The sequence below is a fragment of the Curtobacterium sp. MMLR14_006 genome (assembly GCF_001864985.1).
Classification (GTDB): domain Bacteria; phylum Actinomycetota; class Actinomycetes; order Actinomycetales; family Microbacteriaceae; genus Curtobacterium.
On sequence record NZ_MJGU01000023.1, the window covers coordinates 120,787 to 139,238 of the forward strand.

Below are 18,452 nucleotides of genomic sequence, written 5' to 3' on the forward strand. Positions count from 1 at the left end.
GGGTGGGACCTGCCGAGCCGCGCGCCTGATCTCGCGCGGCACCAGCGAAGCCCTCTCGCGTCTGCTGGAACCGGCGCATTCGGGTCACGTCGGTGCAGGCGGACGCTGAGCCGGGACGATACCCGGCGGGATCGATCGTACGCCCGATGCCCTGCGCGGCGCAGCCCTCAGTCGTCGGCGGCGTGGTCGTGCTCGCTGCGGACGCTGCCCGCGCCGCTGCGGCGACCCGGGCGGCGGAGCAGCCGCAGGGCGTCGGGGCGCAGGCTCCGCCCGCGGCGCAGCAGGGACCCGAGCGTCGACTTGGGCTGCCACTCGCGGCCGTTCGGCAGCCCCCACCCACGGCGCACCGCGCTCCACCGCAGCCCCAGGGAGAGCGCGATCGCGGCGACGATGCCGATGGTGGGCGAGCCCAGCGCCGACGCGATCACCATCACGGCCGAGGCGGCGACGGCCACCGTGGCGTACAGGGCGTTCCCGCCGAACACCGCGGGCACGCGGCGGAGCAGCAGGTCGCGCATCGCGCCGCCACCGACCGCGGTGATGGTCCCCATGATGATCGCGGCGGGCCAGTCGAGTCCGGCGTCGTACGTGCGCTGCACACCCACGACGGCCCAGAACCCGATGACGGCGGCGTCGAGCACGGTGAACAGCCGGTCCCAGGTGAGCTCGGAGAACGACACGAGGAAGGCGATGAGGGCCCCGGCGACGGCGACCGGCACGTACAGCGGGTCGACGAGCGCGACGGGCGGCCCGTTCTGCAGCAGGGTGTCGCGCAGCATGCCGCCGCCGAGTCCGGAGACGAACCCGACGACGAGGAACCCGAACAGGTCGAAGTCCATCGCCCGCGCGATCGACCCGCCGAGCAGCGCGGACGCGAAGACGCCGGCCAGGTCGAGCACGTTCGTGACCGACGCCAGGCCCTCGACGGACAGCAGGTTCATGAGGACCATCAAACCGCAGTTCGCCCGACCGGCGGGCCGGTGCCGAGAGTGGGTGTCCTCCGTCGTTTCCCTGGAGACGGAGGACACCCGCGCCGCGGGGTCTCGTCGAACGGAACCACCGCCGACATGAGAGGCGACCCGGCGCGACGCGTCGCGATGCGACAGCCCTGAGAGTACCCCGCCGATCGGTGGACACCCACCGGATGGCGACGACCGGACAGCGGCCGGTACGACGGGACGGGCCGCCCCACCGTGGTGGGACGGCCCGTTCGGCCAGGAGGCGCGGTGTCAGTCCGTCAGGACCGTCGCGTCACGCCGTGCGCGCTTCCGGCGGACGGCCACCAGCGCGGCGACGCCGGCGAGCAGGAGCAGTCCGGCAGCCACGGCCGGGACGGCGAGTTCCGCACCCGTGTACGCGAGGTCGCCGCCGGCCGGGTCGGCGTCCGACGGGTCGCCGTCGGTGCCGGTGCCGGCACCGTCGTCGGTGCCGTTCCCGCCGCCGGGCAGCGCCTGGCCGCCGTCGTCCGGGGTCTCGCCGTCACCGGGGACGCCGTCGCCGGCGGTCTCGCCGTCGCCCGGGGTGCCCGGGTCGGTCGGGTCCGTCGGGTCGGTCGGCTCGACCGGTGCGGCGACCGGGATCGTCGCCGCGAGCGTCACCCGCTGGCCCTGCGGCAGGGTCACCACGAGCGGCGCGTCGACCGTCTCGACGGCCCGCGCCGAGGTCGCGTCCGCCCGGGTCGCCGCCGGGGTCTCGACGGTCGGCACCTCGAACGTGAGGGTCGCGTGGCCCTGTTCGTCGGAGTTGTCGGTGATCGTCGCGTCGATCGCGGCCGAGGCGAGCACCGGACCGTCGCCCGCGGCGACCGTGACCGAACCGGCGGCGGTGGGGTCGTCGCTGCTGAACACGAGGGACGACAGCGCGATCTCGACGTCGTCACCGGGCTGGAACCCACCGGCCGGGGCCGGGGAGATCGTGGCACCGACGGCGTTCTGGTCCGTGGGCGGAGCGACGACGTCCTGCTGCTCGAAGTAGTCCACCTGCGCCTGCAGGTCGACCTGACCGGAGTCGGCGATGTTCGCGCCCTTCGCGAAGGCCCCGAAGTTGTCGCCACCGGTCGACAGGAACGAGTTCACCGTCACCTTGAGCGTGTCGTCGAGGGCGATCGGCTCGCCGTCGAGGGACATGCCCGTGATGCGCTCGCCCCGCCCGCGGGCGGGGTCGTACGTGTAGGCGAAGCCCTGCGAGATACCGAGCTTCAGGAACGGCCGCGGCAGGCCGTCCGGCTGCCACTGCTGCTCGAGGGCGTCCTTGATCTGCTGTCCGGTCATGTCCTCGGTCACGAGGGTGTTCGCGAACGGCTGGACGAGCGCGGCCTCCTTGTAGGTGACGGTGCCGTCCGGGTCGGAGGGGCCGGTCGAGGCGTAGAGCAGGTCGGTGCGGAGACCGCCCGGGTTCATGAAGGCGACCTGCGAGCCGTTCCGGGCGGTCGCGGTGCGCTGGACCTCGGCGATGTTGTTGCCGAGCGTCGACTCGCCGCCACGGTTCTCGGTGGTGCGGTCCGACTGCACGGCGCGGCGGATGTCGCCCGTGATCGTGCCGAGCGGCTTCGCGCCCTCGACGTCGGCGAAGGCCTTGGCGGCGGTGACGATGCCGGTCACCTCGTCGACCGAGGTCCGGTCCGCGGGGACACGGGTGTCACCGTTCACGGACCGCACGTCCGCGGTGATGCCGGTCAGCTGCTTGTCCGCACCGACGGTGAGCTGCAGGTGGCCGTAGTTCACGCCGTACGAACCGGTCTGGATGACGGGCCGGTCGACGCCGGTGGGGCCGGGGACCGAGTGCGAGTACGTGGCGTGCGTGTGGGCCGAGACGATCGCCGAGACCCGCTCGGAGACACCCGAGGTGATCCTGCCGAAGACACCGGCGGTGGCGTCGGCGCGGGCGCCGGTCGCGGCGCCCTCGTGCACGAGGAGCACGAGGACGTCGGCCTCGCCGTTCCCGTCCACACCGTCCGTCAGCTGCTCGGCGTACCGGTTCACCTGGCTGACGACGGGGGCCATCGCGAGCCCCTCGACCCCGCCCGGGCTGACGAGCCCGGGGATGAGGTCCTCGGTCGTCGCGCCGATGAAGCCGACCTTGACGCCGCCCTTCTCGACCACCTCGAAGGGCTGGAAGGCGGGCGTCGTGGTGCCCTCGCGCACGATGTTCGCCGAGATGTACGGCCATTCGGCGCGGTCCTCGATGCGGCCGGTCAGGTCGTCCTGGCCCTTGTCGAGCTCGTGGTTGCCGATCGCGCTGACGTCGAGGTCCATCGCGTTGAGCGCGTCGATGGTCGGCTCGTCCCGCTGGATGAGGGACGTGAACGTCGAGGCGCCGACGTTGTCGCCGACGCTCGCGAAGATCGTGTTCGGGTTGGTCTCGCGCCACGACTGCACGACGGCGGCGAGCTTCGCGGCGCCTGCTGCCTTGTCGGCGGCGGTGCCCTCGGACTCGATGCGACCGTGGAAGTCGTTGACGTCGATGATGTCGATCGTCGTGTCACCCTCGGCGGCGAGGGCGGCGGACGGGATGGACAGCGCGACGAGCACGCCGGCGGTCGCGAAGGCCGCGCCGCTGGCGGTGCGCCGTCGGCGGCGCGGGGAGGAGTGGAGGTTCATCGACACGAGAACCTAGGAGGACGCACAGGCGACGCGCCAGGGCCGGACGTGCTTCGTCACACGACGTTCACATTGGCAACACTCGTCGTTCTGCTGGTCAGGTGACCTCGCGCCACGAGCCGCTGGCGGCCGACCCGACCACGGCGGCGACGACGTCCGCGGCACGTGCCCCGTCCGCGAAGGTCGGCAGGCCGTCGGGGGACTCCCCGCGGACCGCGGCGTACGTGTCCGCGACGAAGGCGGCGAAGGCGTCGAGGTACCCCTGCGGGTGCCCGGCCGGCACGACGGCGACCCGCCGCTGGTCCGGGTACCCCTGCGTCGGGTCGCGCACCACGATCTGCGCACCGCGCTCGTTGCCGAACCACGCGGACTCCGGGTGCTCCTGGTCGAAGGCCGCCGAACCACGGGTGCCGTCGACCTCGAACCACAGCCGGTTCTTCCGCCCGGCGGCCACCTGCGACACGACCACGTTGCCGATGCGTCCGGCGGCGGTCCGGAACGTCGCGACCGCGGTGTCCTCGGTGGTGACCTCGGCCCGCTCCGACGCGTCCGCCACCGGGTCCGGGTCCGGCGACCCGGAGAACGAGGGCCCCGAGGCGGCCGGCCGGGTCGGGTACACGACGTCGGTCACGGCCGACACCGAGGTGAACCGCTCGCCGGTGACGAACTCCACCAGGTCGCACCAGTGCGAACCGATGTCCGCGAACGCACGCGAGGACCCGCTCGCGGTCGGGTCGACGCGCCAGCTCGACGCGTCCTCGTCGAGCATCCAGTCCTGCAGGTAGTGCCCGTGCACGGCGAGGAACCGACCGAGCTCCCCGTCGGCGATCCGCGCCCGGACCTCGCGGACCATCGGGTGGTAGCGGTACACGAACGGCACCGTCGCGACCACGCCGGCGTCGGCCGCCGCCGCGACCAGCTCGGCGGCCCGTGCCGGGTCGGTCGCCAGGGGCTTCTCGCACACCACGTGGATGCCGGCGGCGATCACGGCGAGTGCCTGCGGGTGGTGCTGGTCGTTCGGGGTGCAGACGTGCACGACGTCGGGAGCGTCGGCGACGACCTCGTCGAGCGAGGCGTACCCGCGCGGCAGGTCGAGCTGCGCCGCGACCTGCGCGGACCTGGCGGCGTTCCGGCCGAGCACGCCGAGCACCTCCGCGCCGGCGGCCCGGGCCGCGCGGGCGTGGACCCCCGCGATCATGCCGGTGCCGACCACGGCGACGCGCAGGCGTCGCTCCCCGTACCCACTGCTCATGGTGCTCCCTCGCGCCGGACTGTCCACCACCGTAGCGGCCCGGCCATCCACCGGGCGCGGTGGGTACGGTCGGAGGCATGTCGAGCCTCCAGACCAGCCTGCTCATCCTCGGAGCGAGCGGAGACCTGTCCAAGCGCCTGCTCCTGCCGGGCCTCGCCACCCTGCTGGACGTCAAGGAGGACTGGGAGGTCCAGCTCGTCGGCGCCGGGGTGGAGGACCTGTCGCACGACGACTGGAAGCAGCTCGTGCACGACGCCTTCGCCGACGCGCAGGGCTCGAAGAACGAGGAGGACGAGGGCGCGCACGCCGAGGCGCCGCTGTCGGAGCGGCTGCAGGCGGTCGTGGACGCGTCGACCTACCGCAAGGCGGACGTGACCGACCAGGACGACCTCCGGGCGCTCCTCGACGCGTGCGACCACGACCCGGCGATCTACTTCGCGCTGCCCCCTGCGGTCACCGAGAAGAGCTGTGCGCAGCTCGCCCACCTCGACCTGCCCCCGCACACCCGGCTGGCGCTCGAGAAGCCGTTCGGCACCGACGCGGCGAGTGCCGAGCACCTCAACGACCTGCTGCACTCGTTCGTGCCGGAGGAGCGGATCCACCGCGTCGACCACTTCCTCGGCCGGTCCACCGTGCTCAACCTCATCGGGCTCCGGTTCGCGAACCGCATCATCGAACCGCTGCTGTCGTCGCAGCACGTCGAGCGCGTCGACATCGTCTACGACGAGACCCTCGGTCTCGAGGGTCGCGCCCGCTACTACGACAAGGCCGGCGCCCTCACCGACATGATCCAGAGCCACCTGCTGCAGGTGATGGCCGTCGTCGCGATGGAGGCACCGGCCTCGATCGACGCCGACGACCTGCGCACGCAGAAGGAGCTCGTCCTCCGCGCCGTCCGGCCCTGGGGCGGCGACGTCGTCGCGTCCGGCAAGCGCGCCCGGTACACGGCGGGCACGGTCGGCGACCGCGAGCTGCCGTCGTACGTCGACGAGGACGGCGTCGACCCGTCGCTCGGCACCGAGACCCTCGCCCAGCTGACGCTCGAGATCGCGAACTGGCGGTGGGCGGGCGTGCCGTTCACGCTCCGCTCCGGCAAGGCGCTCGCGGAGCAGCGGCGCGAGATCCTCATCACCTTCAAGGAGTCCCCGCACGTGCCGGTCGGCCTCACCGGGGTCGCCCACCCGGACCGCCTGCGGATCTGGATCGCGCCGGACGAGATGCAGCTCGAGCTCAACGTGAACGGCCCCGGCGACCCGTACACGATCGACCACACCTCGCTCGACACGACCTTCAACCCGGGCCGGTTGAGCGCCTACGGCGAGGTGCTCGCCGGGGTGCTCGAGGGCGACGCGACGCTGTCCGTCCGCGGCGACAGCGCCGTGCAGGGCTGGAAGGTCGTCGAGCCGTACCTGCAGGCGTGGCGCTCGGGGGAGACCCCGCTCGACGACTACGCGGCGGGGTCGGCGGGGCCGGAGGCCTGGGACAACATCGACGGCTGAGGACACCGATCGGCAGTGGGCGGCGTCGGGCGGGGTCGGCGTAGCGTCGGTGTCGTGACCACCATCGACGACGTCCTGCAGACCGTTCCCGAACCCGCCGGCGCCGACATCCGTGTCGAGCCCGTCCACTACGACCACGAGGGCACCGACCTGCTCGGTGTCCTCGCCAAGGACGCTGCCGTCGCCGGGCCCCGCCCGGCCGTCCTCGTCGTGCACGACTGGCACGGCGTCAACGAGCACGTCGAGGCGCGGGTCACCATGCTCGCGCGCCTCGGCTACGTCGCCTTCGGTGCGGACATCTACGGCGCCGGCGTGCGACCGGGCGACGACACCGCCGGCCAGGTCGCCGGGTCGTTCTACCAGGACCTGCCGCTGCTCCGCGCCCGTGCGACCGCCGGCCTCGAACGGCTGCGTCAGGACCCCGACGTCGACCCGTCGCGCATCGTCGTGATGGGCTACTGCTTCGGCGGCTCCACGGCGCTCGAGCTCGCCCGGACCGGGGCCGACCTGGTCGGTGCGGTCTCCTTCCACGGCGGCCTCATCGCCCACGACCCCGCCGACGTGTCGGCCGTCCGCGCGAAGCTGCTCGTGCTGACCGGCGGGGCGGACCCGATCGTGCCGGACGAGGCCGTGCACGCCTGGCAGGACGAGATGCGCACCGCGCCCGAGGTCGACTGGCAGGTCGTGACGTACTCCGGCGCGATGCACGCGTTCGCGGTGCCGGGGACCGACGCACCCGACCACGGCGCGCAGTACCAGGAGCGGGCGGACCGTCGCTCGTGGCAGGCGCTGCGCGTGTTCCTGGCCGAGGTCTTCGACGAGGAGGCCGCGGCGCTCTGAGCCCGGGGCCCTGCGACACGCCGAGGGAGGCGGTCAGGCGGCCTCGATTGGCGCCCTGGCCGGAGCTGTTGTAGAGTCTTCCACGGCCGCAAGGCCACGCGCTCGTAGCTCAATGGATAGAGCATCTGACTACGGATCAGAAGGTTGGGGGTTCGAGTCCCTTCGAGCGCACATCCCATCACGAACGGCCCCGGCGGACTCCGCCGGGGCCGTTCGCGTTCCCGGCCCCTCGTAGGGTGGTCGGATGAGCGTCTCCGTCCGCCCCGTCCTCGCCGCCGACCGCGAGCGCTGGTCCGCGCTCTACGCCGGCTACCGCGCGTTCTACGCCCTGCTCGACGACCCCGAGGCGGTCGACACGACCTGGCACTGGGTGTCGACGGGGGAGCACGGCATCACCGGACTGGTCGCCGTGGACGACACCGCCGGTTCCTCGGACCTGCTCGGTCTCGCGAACGTCCGTCGGTTCGCCCGGCCGTCCTCGGCGACCACCGGCCTGTACCTCGACGACCTGTTCACCGACCCGGCGGCTCGTGGCCGCGGTGTCGCGACGGCGCTCCTGCACGAGGCCGGTGCCCTCGCCGCGCGCGAGGGAGCCAGCGTCGTCCGGTGGATCACCTCGGCGGACAACGCGACGGCGCGACGCGTGTACGACCGGGTCGCGGCCGCCACCCCGTGGGTGACGTACGACCTGGTGCCCGGGCGCGACCGCTAGCGCGGCTGCTGCGGCGGCGGCCCGGGGGCTGCGCACAACCGAAGTGCAACCGAACCGGACGACTGCGCGGCGCGTACGCACTTGGGTTGTGCGAACGGCATCGGCGCCGCGTGGCCGCCCCACCCCCCCCGAATCCGGGGATGCGCCGTGCTTCCCTCGGCGGGCCGCGAACTGCTAGCTTCAGCGCAAGAGGGGGAACCATGAACCGAACGACCCGACCCACCCGCACCGTCACCGCCACGTTCGCGGTCGGGCTCGCGCTGGCTGCCACGATCGTCCTGGCCGGCTGCACGTCCGGCGGATCGTCGCCCGACGCGTCGCCGGCGGCACACCGCAAGGCCACCAGCGTCGAGGTGACCGCCGACCCCGCGTCCGTCGCGGCCGAGCACTTCGCGGTGCTGTCGCGTCCGTTCGCCGCGAGCGACGCCCTGCCCGACGACGACCTGGGTCCTGAGGACATGGTCCTGAACAGTCAGCGCCTCGTCGCCACGGTGCACGGGACGAAGTACTGGATCGCCGCCACGGACGGCGGCGGAGCAGCACTGATCTCCTGGCACCGCGGTGCGGGCAGCGCCGAGAACTGGTCGGTGACGTCGGGCGACGAGGTCCAGGATGCGTCCGTCGTGACGAGCATGCTCGACGACTCCGGGCACCGGACGGCACTCGTCTCCGACGGGTTCGTGGCGGCGGGCGCCGAGGAGATGCACGAGATCGCCACCAACGTGTGGACCGAGGAGCTCGGTGCCGACCTGCCGACGGACCTCAGCGACGACTGATCGCGCTGACGATCATCCCGGTGCACACCAGGAGCACGCCGCACACGGCAGCCACGGCTCCGACCGCCCCGAGACCGTTCAGGTCGGAGGAGAACACCAGGGCGAACCCGGCCACGGCGAGCGGGATGCCGACCAGGTAGGCGACGACGACGGAATCGGGGCTGCGCTGCTGCTGGTCCACGTCGGAACCGTAGCGCACCGCAGCACCGGTCAGCGCTCGAAGGCGGCCAACCGACGCTGCAGCGCCTGCGCCAGGTACGGCTCGAGGGACGACGCCCACGTCGCGGTGATGTGGGTCGAGTCCCGGTAGACGAGCACGCCGCCGACGACGGCCGGGCACGAGGTGTCCGAGCAGTACCGGTCGGACAGGTCGACCATCGCCGCGCGACCCCCGACCGCCCGGAAGGCCTGCACGGCCTCGGCCGTCGAGTCGGTCTGGCCGAGCGCCTCGGCCCGCGGACGGTCGCACGACGTGTCGGTGTCGCCGGACATCCGGCTCACGCACGTGACGACGTCGGGCCGGGGGACCGGGTTGTCGCGGATGGCGATGACCGGGAGCTCCGTGCCGGCCGCCTGGCGCCACGCGTCGACCAGGCCGTTCCGGGTGGCGGCGTCGCGGGCACGTCCGGCGGGCAGGCTCACCGGCCGCTGGGTGGTGGAGTGCGTGACGACGAGGGCGTCGGCGTCGCGGTGCTCCTCGACGAAGGCGATGGCCTGGTGCTTCCACTTGTTGCAGCCGCGCATCGTCGCCGGCGTGGGGGCGTCCTGCTGGGCGGTCGTCAGGTAGCAGCCGCCGGTGCCAGCCAGGTCGATGCGCCAGCCGTTGTCGTCGGCGATCTTCTCGTACGCACCGAGGAGGGCGTTGCTGTGCGAGTCGCCGATGACGAGCAGGTGCTTCGACCAGCCGGTCTCCTTGCCGAGCACGCAGGTCCGGAACGTCCCGTGCCAGCACTCGCTGCGGTTCGCGTCGTCGTCCGCTGCCGACGCGGGGTCGGGGACCCGCACGTCGGCCAACGTCGGGTCGACGCAGGGGTCGGCCGAGCCGATCGCGGCCGCGGCGCCGAAGCAGGATTCGGCGTCGTCCTCGTTGTCGGTCGTGACCTGCTCGGTGACGGTGGCGGCGTGGACCTGCTGGATGCGCACGGCGGTCAGCGTCGAGGCCCCGAGCGTGACGACGGTGAAGGTGCAGATGACGCCGAGTGCGACGACCCGCAGGGGTTGCAGGTCGCGGAGCCAGGCGGCGGTGCGGACGGGTTCCTCGAACCAGAGCGTCGTCGCGGTCGCCAGGCCCACCGCGACGACGAGCACGGCCGTCTTCGTCAGGCCGTCGAGCGGGCGGCCGAGCAGGATGGGCAGGACCACCACGAGCGGCCAGTGCCACAGGTACAGCGCGTACGAGATCCGGCCGGTGGAGGCGACGGGGCCGAGCGCGCCGGCGGACTCGACGACCGTGCCGGCGCCGAACAGCACCACGAGGGCCGCCCCGGCCACCGGCAGCAGCGCCGCGATCCCGGGGAACGCGGTGTCCGGCGTGATGACGACGAGCGAGAGCACGACGGCTGCGGCGCCGGTGCCGGCTCCGATGAGGCGGACGCGTCGGGCGACGAGGGTGCGCACCTCGGGCAGGTGGACGGTCGCGACGAGGCCGCCGAGGGCGAACTCCCACGCCCGGGTCGCGGTGGAGAAGTACGCGACGCCGGGGTTCGTGTGGGTCTGGACGACACTGCACACGAGCGACAGGACGACGACCGCGCCGAGCAGGAGCCGGGCGGCGGCGAGCGGTCGGAGCCGTCCCCGCACCGCGGCCCCCAGCCCGAGCAGCAGGAGCGGCAACGCGATGTAGAACTGCTCCTCGACCGACAGCGACCAGAAGTGCTGGAAGGGCGAGGGTGCGGCGGCTGATGCCAGGTAGTCGACGGAGTCCGCTGCGAGCACCCAGTTCTGCACGTACAGGGTCGACGCGATGAGCTCGCGGCCGTACTGGCCCCAGAGCGCGCTCGGTACTGCGAGCAGCACGACGCCGCCGGTCACGAGGATGGTGAGGAACGCCGCCGGCAGCAGGCGTTTCGCCCGCCGCGACCAGAACCGTCCGAGCCGGATCGTGCCGGTCGCGACCTGCTCGCGCACCAGGATCCCGGTGATGAGGAACCCCGAGATGACGAAGAAGACGTCGACCCCGACGAACCCGCCCGGCAGGGCGTGCGGCCACAGGTGGTAGACGACGACGGCGGCGACCGCCACGGCGCGGAGGCCCTGGATGTCCCACCGTGTCGCGTCGCGCTGGCGGTGCGCGGGGCCCCGCTCGCCCGGCGTTGCAGTACTCACTGCGGACGATCCTACGAGACGGCGCGACGACGGCGAGGTGCGTGCACGGCGCGCCCCGCGCAGTGGAGCCGCGGCCTGCGGGACGGGTGGGGCGTGGCGGACGTCCGCCGTGCCTCCCGACCGGGCGGACAGGCGGTCGGGAGCCGCCCGTTACGCTGTCCCCGTGTCAGAGCCGCGCCGCAGTCCGGGGAACCAAGCTTCACTGCGTGAAGCCAACCGGGGTCGAGTGGTCAGCGCGGTCAAGCGCCACGGCGGGTTGACGCAGGTCGAGCTCGCCGGCGTGACCGGGCTCTCGCCCGCGACGGTCTCGAACATCGTGAAGGAGCTCGTCGCGACCGGCGCACTGCACGCCACGCCGAGCACGTCGAGCGGCCGTCGCGCCCTGCGCGTCACGCTGCCGCACGGTCTCGGGTTGGTCGCCGGGGTGCACGTCTCGCCGCGGCACCTGCGCCTGGCGCTGTCCGACCTGAACGGCGCCGTGCTGGCCGAGCGCCACACGCCGCTGGCCCGCGACCACCGGGCGGACGCCGAGCTCGACAAGACCGCGCTGCTCGTGCTCGACATGGTGGAGTCGATCGAGTCCTCGGTCGACGAGGTCCTCTCGGTGGGTCTCGCGGTCGCCGCCCCGATCGACGCGAGGACGGGGATGACCGCGCGCGGCGGGATCCTGCGGGGCTGGGACGGGATCGAGCTCGGGCGGTCGCTCGCCCGGCGGCTCGACAAGCCGGTGCAGGTGGACAACTCCGCGAACCTCGCGGCGCTCGCCGAGCACCGCAGCGGCGCGGCCCGCGGCCGCGACACCGTCGTGACGCTCGACGTCGGGAACGGCATCGGCGCCGGCCTCGTGCTCGACGGGCGCCTGTTCCGCGGGCACCACGGCATCGCGGGGGAGTTCGGGCACACCCCGGTCGTGCCGAACGGTCCCATCTGCCGGTGCGGCAACCGCGGCTGCCTCGAGGCCGTGGCGGGGGCGCCGGCCGTGCTCGAGGGGGTGCGGGACGAGGTGGGGACGCTGAAGCTCGCGGACCTCATCGTGCGGGCGATGGCCGGCGACCAGGTCTGCATGCGCGCGGTCGCCGACGCCGGTCGGGCGATCGGTGCGGCGGCGGTCGGACTGTGCAACGTCCTCGACCCGGAGCGGGTCGTCGTCACCGGGGAGTTCGCGCGCGCCGGGGAGCTGCTGCTCGGCCCGATGCGACACGCCCTCGAGTCCTCGCTCATCGTCGACGTCGCCGGCACCCCGGACGTCGTGCAGGGCCAGCTCGGCGAGAAGGCCGCCGTCACGGGGGCGCTGGCCGTGGCGATCGAGGCGGTCGACGTCACGCGGGTGCGCTGAACCGCACGGCCGCCGGGCCCCGAGCCGGGCACCGAGCCGGGCGGCTGACCGGCGGGACGGGCCGCGACGCCGGTACGGCCCGCCGCCGCCGTGCCAGCGCGAGGCCGTCGACCGCCGGATAACGTTTTCGTCACGGGCCGCATGCGTTGTGTTCAACTCTTGCAGCCAATAACACTCGCTGCCACACTCAGGGCACCGCCAACGACGGCGGTCCACCTGTTGGAGGGCGTTTCGATGAAGAAATCCACCACACGAGCGATGCTGGGCGTCAGCGCCCTGCTGCTCGCGATCACCACCCTGGCCGGCTGTTCCAACGGAGCCGACGCGGGGACCGGTTCCGGCGGCGGGGGCGGCGACGCCTCGAAGGCGAAGATCGGGCTGCTCCTGCCCGACTCCGTCACCGCCCGCTACGCCAGCGCGGACCGCCCGCTCTTCACCGCCGAGGTGAAGAAGCAGTGCAGCGGCTGCTCCGTCGTCTACGCCAACGCCGACGGCGACGCGTCGAAGCAGCTGCAGCAGGCCCAGTCGATGCTCACGCAGGGCGTCAAGGTCCTGGTGCTCGACCCGTTCGACGGCGAGGCGGCAGCGTCCATCGTGCAGCAGGCCAAGGCCAAGAAGGTCCCGGTCATCTCCTACGACCGGCTCATCGACAGCCCCGACCTGAGCTACTACATCTCGTTCGACAACGAGAAGGTCGGTGAGCTCCAGGGACAGGCGCTCGTCGACGCGCTCAAGGCGAAGAAGGTGCCGAGCGGCTCGGGCATCATCATGGTGAACGGCTCGCCGACCGACAACAACGCCTCGCAGTTCAAGAAGGGCGCGCACTCGGTCATCGACTCGAGCGGCTACAAGGTGCTCGCCGAGTACGACACCCCCGGGTGGGATCCGGCCAAGGCGCAGGACTGGGCCGCCGGCCAGATCAGCAAGCTCGGCGCGGACAAGATCACCGGCGTCTACGCGGCGAACGACGACACCGGCGGCGGTGTCATCGCGGCCCTCAAGTCGGCCGGGGTGAGCGAGCTCCCGCCCGTCACCGGACAGGACGCCTCGCTCGCCGGCATCCAGCGGATCCTCGCGGGTGAGCAGTACATGACCGTCTACAAGGCGTTCAAGCCCGAGGCCGCGAAGGCGGCCGACCTCGCGATCCAGTTCGCGAAGGGCGACACCCCGAAGGGCGACACCACGGTGCAGACCGCCGGTGGCGCGAGCGTGCAGTCCACGCTGCTCGACCCGGTGGCCGTGACCACCGACAACGTCGAGTCGACGGTGGTGAAGGACGGCCTCTACAAGGTGTCGCAGATCTGCACCTCGCAGTACGCCTCCGCCTGCACCAGCGCCGGCATCAAGTAGGTCCGACCCCGCCCGCCCGGTCCGCAGTCGGACCGGGCGGGCCCCATCCGATCGAGGACGACACCCGTGAGCACGACACCCGTGAGCAACGCGTCACCAGCAGCAGCACACCACCCCGTCGAACCGGTCATGTCCCTGCGGGGGATCTCCAAGCGGTTCGGCGCCGTCCAGGCCCTCAGCGACATCGACCTCGACGTGTTCCCCGGCGAGGTCGTCGCCATCGTCGGGGACAACGGCGCCGGCAAGTCGACGTTCGTGAAGATCCTCGCCGGGGTCTACACGCCCGACGGCGGCACGATCACGTTCGACGGTGACGAGGTCTCCGTCCCGAACCCGGCGGCGGCGCAGACGCTCGGCATCGCGACGGTGTTCCAGGACCTCGCCCTCGCCGACAACCTCGACGTGGTGTCGAACCTGTACCTCGGCCGCGAGATCGCGCACCCCCTGCTCGACGAGGAGGAGATGGAGCGTCGCTCGTGGGAGCTGCTCCAGCAGCTCGCCGCCCGGATCCCGTCCGTGCGGATCCCCATCGCGTCGCTGTCCGGCGGGCAGCGCCAGACGGTCGCCATCGCCCGTTCGCTCATCGGCGAACCCCAGGTCGTCATCCTCGACGAGCCGACCGCGGCCCTCGGCGTCGCGCAGACCGCCGAGGTGCTCAACCTGGTCGAGCGGCTCCGCGAACGCGGTCTCGGCGTGGTGCTCATCAGCCACAACCTCGCCGACGTCCAGGCGGTGGCCGACCGGGTCGCCGTCCTGCGACTCGGTCGCAACAACGGGACGTTCCGCATCGACGACGTCTCCTACGAGGAGATCATCGCGGCGATCACCGGCGCCACCGACAACGCCGTCACCCGCCGCGCCGCCGCCAGGACCGAACAGGAGCCGACAGCATGAGCAAGACCGACGAGACCCTCACCGCGGCGACGCCGACCGCGTCGGCGGCCGACCTGCAGGACGAACGGCTCCTGCGCGACCAGGGCATCGGGGGCGCCGCCAAGGCGTTCGTCCGCCGGGTCCGCGGCGGCGACATCGGCTCGTTGCCGGTCGTCGTCGGCCTCATCGTCATCTGGGCGGTGTTCCAGGCGCTGTCGCCGGACTTCCTGTCGCCGGGCAACCTCGTGAACCTCGCGCTGCAGTGCGCCGCCGTCGGCACCATCGCGATCGGCATCGTCCTGGTGCTGCTGCTCGGCGAGATCGACCTGTCGGTCGGCAGCGTCAGCGGACTCGCGGCCGCCATCCTCGGCCAGGGGCTGACGTCGCTCGGCTGGCCGCTGTGGCTCGTCATCGTCGTCGCCCTCGCGGTCGGCGCCGCGGCCGGTCTGCTCTACGGCCTGCTGTTCACGCGCTTCGGCGTGCCGAGCTTCGTCATCACCCTCGCGGGGCTGCTCGGCTTCCTCGGGCTGCAGCTGCTCATCCTCGGCCCGAACGGCTCGATCAACCTGCCGTACGACTCGCCGATCGTGCAGTTCGCCTCGGCGTCGTACCTGCCGCCGTGGCTGGCCTACGTGCTCGCGGCCGTGGCCGCCGGCGGCCTGTTCGCCACCGAGCTCCGCCGGGCCGCCCGACGTCGTCGCGCCGGGCTGTCCACGAGCGCGCTGTCGCTGACGATCGCGAAGTCGGTCGCGCTGTTCATCGGCCTCGGGGTCATGGTCTGGTACCTGTCCCGCGACTTCGGCACCGGCACCTCGTTCGTGTTCTTCGTCGTGCTCGTGGTGCTCATGAACTTCGTGCTGAAGCGCACCCGCTGGGGGCGCTCGGTCTTCGCCGTCGGCGGCAACGTCGAGGCCGCCCGCCGGTCCGGCATCCGGGTGAACCGGATCTACATCTCGGTGTTCGTGCTCACGTCGCTCTTCGCCACGATCGGCGGCATCCTCGCCGCCGCCCGCCTCAACTCGGCGAGCCTGTCCTCGGGCGCCGGCGACACGAACCTCAACGCCATCGCCGCCGCCGTCATCGGCGGGACGAGCCTGTTCGGCGGCCGGGGGAGCGCCTGGTCGGCACTCCTCGGCATCATCGTCATCCAGTCGATCTCGAACGGGCTGACCCTGCTGAGCCTCGACTCGTCGATCCGCTACATGATCACCGGCGCGGTCCTGCTGCTCGCCGTGATCATCGACTCGCTGTCGCGGCGCAGCCGCGCCAGCCACGGCGCGGCCTGAGTGCGGACGGAACGGTCCGACCGACGGACGGGAGGCCCGGTGCGAGCGTGCACCGGGCCTCCCGTCCGTCAGCTGGTCGCGTCGGCTACGCGACGGACGCGCGCACCTCGGCCAGCGTCGGGTAGTCGGTGTAGCCCTCGGCAGAGGCACCGTAGAAGAGCTCCGGACGCGGCTCGTTGAGCTCGGCGTCGCGCTCCCAACGGTGGGCGAGGTCCGGGTTCGCGATCGCGGCGCGACCCACGGCCACGGCGTCGGCGACGTCCTGGTCGAGGATGGCGATCGCCTCGTCGCGGGTGGTCAGCGACGAGAAGCCGGAGTTCACGACGAACGGCGCACCCGCGGTGCGGCGGATGTGCTGCACCAGGTCGCTCGTCGGCTCGGCGTGCAGCACGTCGACGAAGGCGAGCCCGAGCGGCGCCAGGCCCTCGGCGAGTGCCGTGTAGGTCGCGCGCACGTCGGCGTCGTCCTCCTCGAGCACGCCCTGGATGCCGTGCTGCGGCGACAGGCGGATGCCGGTGCGGTCGGCGCCGACGGCCTCGGCGACGGCCGTGGTGACCTCGACCGCGAAGCGGGCACGGTTCTCCGGGGAGCCGCCGTACTCGTCGGTGCGGGTGTTCGACACCGGCGACAGGAACTCGTGCACCAGGTAGCCGTTCGCGCCGTGCACCTCGACGCCGTCGAGCCCGGCGGCGATCGCGTTGCGGGCGGCCTGGGCGAAGCCCTGCACGGCCTGCCGGACCTCGTCGGTGGTGAGCTCGTGCGGCACCGGCATGTCGGCCTTCGAGCCGTCCGGCAGGTGCGTCTGACCGGGCGCCGCGACGGCGGACGGGCCGACGATGCGCGGCGTCTGCGAGATGGCGGTGTGCGAGACGCGGCCGCCGTGCATGAGCTGCATGACGATGGTGCCGCCCTCGGCGTGCACGGCGTCGGCGACGCGGCGCCAGCCGGCGACCTGCTCGTCGGTCTCGATGCCGGGCTGCCCGGGGTAGGAGCGGCCTTCCTGCACGGGCCACGTGCCCTCGGTGATGATCATGCCGAGGCCGGCGCGCTGCCGGTAGTGCTCGACGAGCAGGTCGTTCGGGATGCCCTGCTCGCCGGCGCGCGTCCGGGTGAGGGGGGCCATCACGATGCGGTTGTTCAGGGTGAGGGCGCCGAGTTCGGCGCGTTCGAAGAGCTTCACGTGTCGGTGCAACCAGCTGTTGCACGGGGCAATTCCGCTTCGGGGCGGATGGTCAGTCGCGCGGGCAGACGAGCGTCGACGAGCGGACCTGGCCCTCGGGGCGGATCACCTGGTGCTGGGAGAGCGGCTTGCCGCAGAGCGGGCACCCCCGGTCGATCGTGCGGTCGTCGATGCCCTCGGGGCGTCCGGCGCCGATCTGCGACGGGCCCATCTTGTCGATGAGCGTCGTGTTCCACCGTTCGTACCACTTGGCCAAGCGTCCCACGAGGGTGTCCTCTCAATTCGTTCGTGCACGAACCATTGTGCCACCGATCGGGTCCGATCACACCTGGTCGACGCGTTCCAGCAGGTCGGTGAGCTCGTCCTTCAGGGCCTCGAGCCGGGCGAGCGGCCACCCGAGCCGGTCCGCGACGGCGAGCGGGACCGCCTGCGCCCGGTCGCGGAGTGCGCGCCCCGCCGTGGTGAGCGAGACCTCGAGCTGCCGTTCGTCGGCCGTGCTGCGCGTGCGGCGGACGTAGCCCGAGGCCTCCAGCCGCTTCAACAGCGGGCTCAGCGTCGCGGAGTCCAGGCGGAGTTCGCCCGCGATCTCCCGCACGGACCGGGGGTCGCGTTCCCACAGTGCGAGCAGCACGAGGTACTGCGGGTGGGTGAGGCCCATCGGCTCGAGCAGGTCGCGGTACAGCCCGATGACGCTCCGGCTCGTGGCCGCGAGGGCGAAGCACAGCTGCCGGTCGAGCGCGAGCGGGTCCGGTTCGTCGGTCATCGTGCCAGCGTACCGTTCGTGCACGAAGTGTCGCGGGGAAGCTGTTCGTCGCGTCGGACGCGTGTGCGTCGGATGCGTGTGCATGGTGCGACGGAGCACCTGTCGTTCGTCGGGTGTTCCGTCGCCGTGTGCGCCTGCATGGGATACGTGTGCATCGTCCGACGGTGCACCTGTCGTTCGCCGGGTGGCCTGACGCTGGATGCGCGTGCATCGGACGGGGCGGGGCGGGGCGGCCGGTGGTCGTCGTGGTGACAGAGGCTGGTGCGGATGCGTGTGCGTGTTCCGATGGAGCACCAGTTGTTCGACGCGTGCACTGTCGTTGTGTGCGCGTGCATCGGCTGCGTGTGCATGTTCCGACGGACCACGTGCGGATCGACGCGTGCCCTGTCGCCGGATGCTCGTGCATCGATCGGGGCGGTGCGGCCCGATCGTGCCCGTCCGGCGGCGATGGCGCACGAATGCGCGTGCATGTTCCGACGGAGCACGTGTCGATCGTCGGGCGTTCTGTCGCCGGATGCTCGTGCATCGGATGCGTGGGCATGTTCCGACGGAGCACGTGCGGATCGACACGTGCCCTGTCGCAAAGCCCGACGTACCGCCCCCGCCGCGCACACGCCGCGCCGCCCTGCCCCGCCGTGCCGCCGCTCCGCACACGCACGGA

16 protein-coding genes and 1 tRNA gene are annotated in these 18,452 nt (G+C 72.5%); 9 read left to right on the forward strand and 8 right to left on the reverse strand.

Annotation, left to right across the window (positions count from 1 at the left end; genetic code table 11):
* Positions 1-167: 167 nt before the first annotated feature.
* From BIU94_RS12340 to BIU94_RS12350, 3 genes are all read right to left on the reverse strand, one after another.
* Positions 168-941 carry a trimeric intracellular cation channel family protein gene (locus tag BIU94_RS12340; RefSeq protein ID WP_071261955.1) on the reverse strand — a complete coding sequence of 258 codons (774 nt, stop codon included), beginning with the start codon at positions 939-941 and terminating at the stop codon, positions 168-170.
* A gap of 288 nt (positions 942-1,229) precedes the next feature.
* Positions 1,230-3,599, reverse strand: coding sequence for a bifunctional UDP-sugar hydrolase/5'-nucleotidase (locus BIU94_RS12345; protein ID WP_139196389.1), 2,370 nt, complete (start codon positions 3,597-3,599; stop codon positions 1,230-1,232).
* A gap of 97 nt (positions 3,600-3,696) precedes the next feature.
* Positions 3,697-4,851, reverse strand: a complete 1,155-nt coding sequence (locus BIU94_RS12350; RefSeq protein ID WP_071260661.1) for a Gfo/Idh/MocA family protein — start codon at positions 4,849-4,851, stop codon at positions 3,697-3,699.
* A 77-nt stretch (positions 4,852-4,928) separates the two neighbouring features.
* Here BIU94_RS12350 and BIU94_RS12355 point away from each other — a divergent pair, with 77 nt between their 5' ends.
* The 5 genes from BIU94_RS12355 (at position 4,929) to BIU94_RS12375 (ending at position 8,678) form a co-directional block, all read left to right on the forward strand.
* A complete protein-coding gene (locus tag BIU94_RS12355; RefSeq protein ID WP_071260663.1) occupies positions 4,929-6,350 on the forward strand; it encodes a glucose-6-phosphate dehydrogenase in 1,422 nt (473 codons plus the stop codon).
* Positions 6,351-6,404: 54 nt separating this feature from the next.
* Entirely contained in the window at positions 6,405-7,190 is a 786-nt protein-coding gene (locus BIU94_RS12360) for a dienelactone hydrolase family protein (protein ID WP_071261957.1), read from the forward strand.
* Between the two features lie 98 nt (positions 7,191-7,288).
* Positions 7,289-7,361, forward strand: a tRNA-Arg gene (locus tag BIU94_RS12365).
* A 73-nt stretch (positions 7,362-7,434) separates the two neighbouring features.
* A complete protein-coding gene (locus BIU94_RS12370) occupies positions 7,435-7,902 on the forward strand; it encodes a GNAT family N-acetyltransferase (RefSeq protein ID WP_071260674.1) in 468 nt (155 codons plus the stop codon).
* Between the two features lie 200 nt (positions 7,903-8,102).
* Entirely contained in the window at positions 8,103-8,678 is a 576-nt protein-coding gene (locus BIU94_RS12375; RefSeq protein ID WP_071260676.1) for a hypothetical protein, read from the forward strand.
* On the opposite strand, the gene BIU94_RS12380 is transcribed toward BIU94_RS12375, so the two are convergent.
* Both BIU94_RS12380 and BIU94_RS12385 read right to left on the reverse strand, forming a co-directional pair.
* Positions 8,665-8,859, reverse strand: a complete 195-nt coding sequence (locus BIU94_RS12380) for a hypothetical protein (RefSeq protein ID WP_139196031.1) — start codon at positions 8,857-8,859, stop codon at positions 8,665-8,667. The genes BIU94_RS12375 and BIU94_RS12380 overlap by 14 nt on opposite strands.
* Positions 8,860-8,888: 29 nt before the next feature.
* On the reverse strand, positions 8,889-11,003 hold the full coding sequence (locus tag BIU94_RS12385) for an acyltransferase family protein (RefSeq protein ID WP_175472218.1): 2,115 nt from the start codon (positions 11,001-11,003) through the stop codon (positions 8,889-8,891).
* A gap of 226 nt (positions 11,004-11,229) precedes the next feature.
* Here BIU94_RS12385 and BIU94_RS12390 point away from each other — a divergent pair, with 226 nt between their 5' ends.
* The 4 genes from BIU94_RS12390 to BIU94_RS12405 all read left to right on the forward strand — a co-directional run bounded on the left by BIU94_RS12390 (position 11,230) and on the right by BIU94_RS12405 (position 15,848).
* Positions 11,230-12,339 (forward strand): ROK family transcriptional regulator, encoded by a 1,110-nt coding sequence (locus BIU94_RS12390; protein WP_254784811.1) that lies wholly within the window; start codon positions 11,230-11,232, stop codon positions 12,337-12,339.
* A 234-nt stretch (positions 12,340-12,573) separates the two neighbouring features.
* A complete protein-coding gene (locus tag BIU94_RS12395) occupies positions 12,574-13,689 on the forward strand; it encodes a sugar ABC transporter substrate-binding protein (protein ID WP_071260691.1) in 1,116 nt (371 codons plus the stop codon).
* 129 nt (positions 13,690-13,818) lie between these two features.
* A complete protein-coding gene (locus BIU94_RS12400; protein ID WP_071260693.1) occupies positions 13,819-14,583 on the forward strand; it encodes an ATP-binding cassette domain-containing protein in 765 nt (254 codons plus the stop codon).
* Positions 14,580-15,848: a sugar ABC transporter permease gene (locus BIU94_RS12405; RefSeq protein WP_071260695.1), complete on the forward strand. Its 1,269-nt coding sequence runs from the start codon at positions 14,580-14,582 to the stop codon at positions 15,846-15,848. The genes BIU94_RS12400 and BIU94_RS12405 overlap by 4 nt, the downstream gene beginning before the upstream one ends.
* Positions 15,849-15,933: 85 nt before the next feature.
* Here the strand turns inward: BIU94_RS12405 and BIU94_RS12410 are convergent, their stop codons facing one another.
* The 3 genes from BIU94_RS12410 to BIU94_RS12420 are packed head-to-tail and all read right to left on the reverse strand — an operon-like array spanning position 15,934 to position 17,791.
* Complete coding sequence (locus tag BIU94_RS12410; protein WP_071260697.1) at positions 15,934-17,028, reverse strand: alkene reductase; 1,095 nt, start codon at positions 17,026-17,028, stop codon at positions 15,934-15,936.
* Positions 17,029-17,080: 52 nt separating this feature from the next.
* Complete coding sequence (locus BIU94_RS12415; protein ID WP_083404803.1) at positions 17,081-17,293, reverse strand: hypothetical protein; 213 nt, start codon at positions 17,291-17,293, stop codon at positions 17,081-17,083.
* A gap of 57 nt (positions 17,294-17,350) precedes the next feature.
* A complete protein-coding gene (locus BIU94_RS12420; protein ID WP_071261959.1) occupies positions 17,351-17,791 on the reverse strand; it encodes a MarR family winged helix-turn-helix transcriptional regulator in 441 nt (146 codons plus the stop codon).
* Between the last annotated feature and the right edge of the window lie 661 nt (positions 17,792-18,452).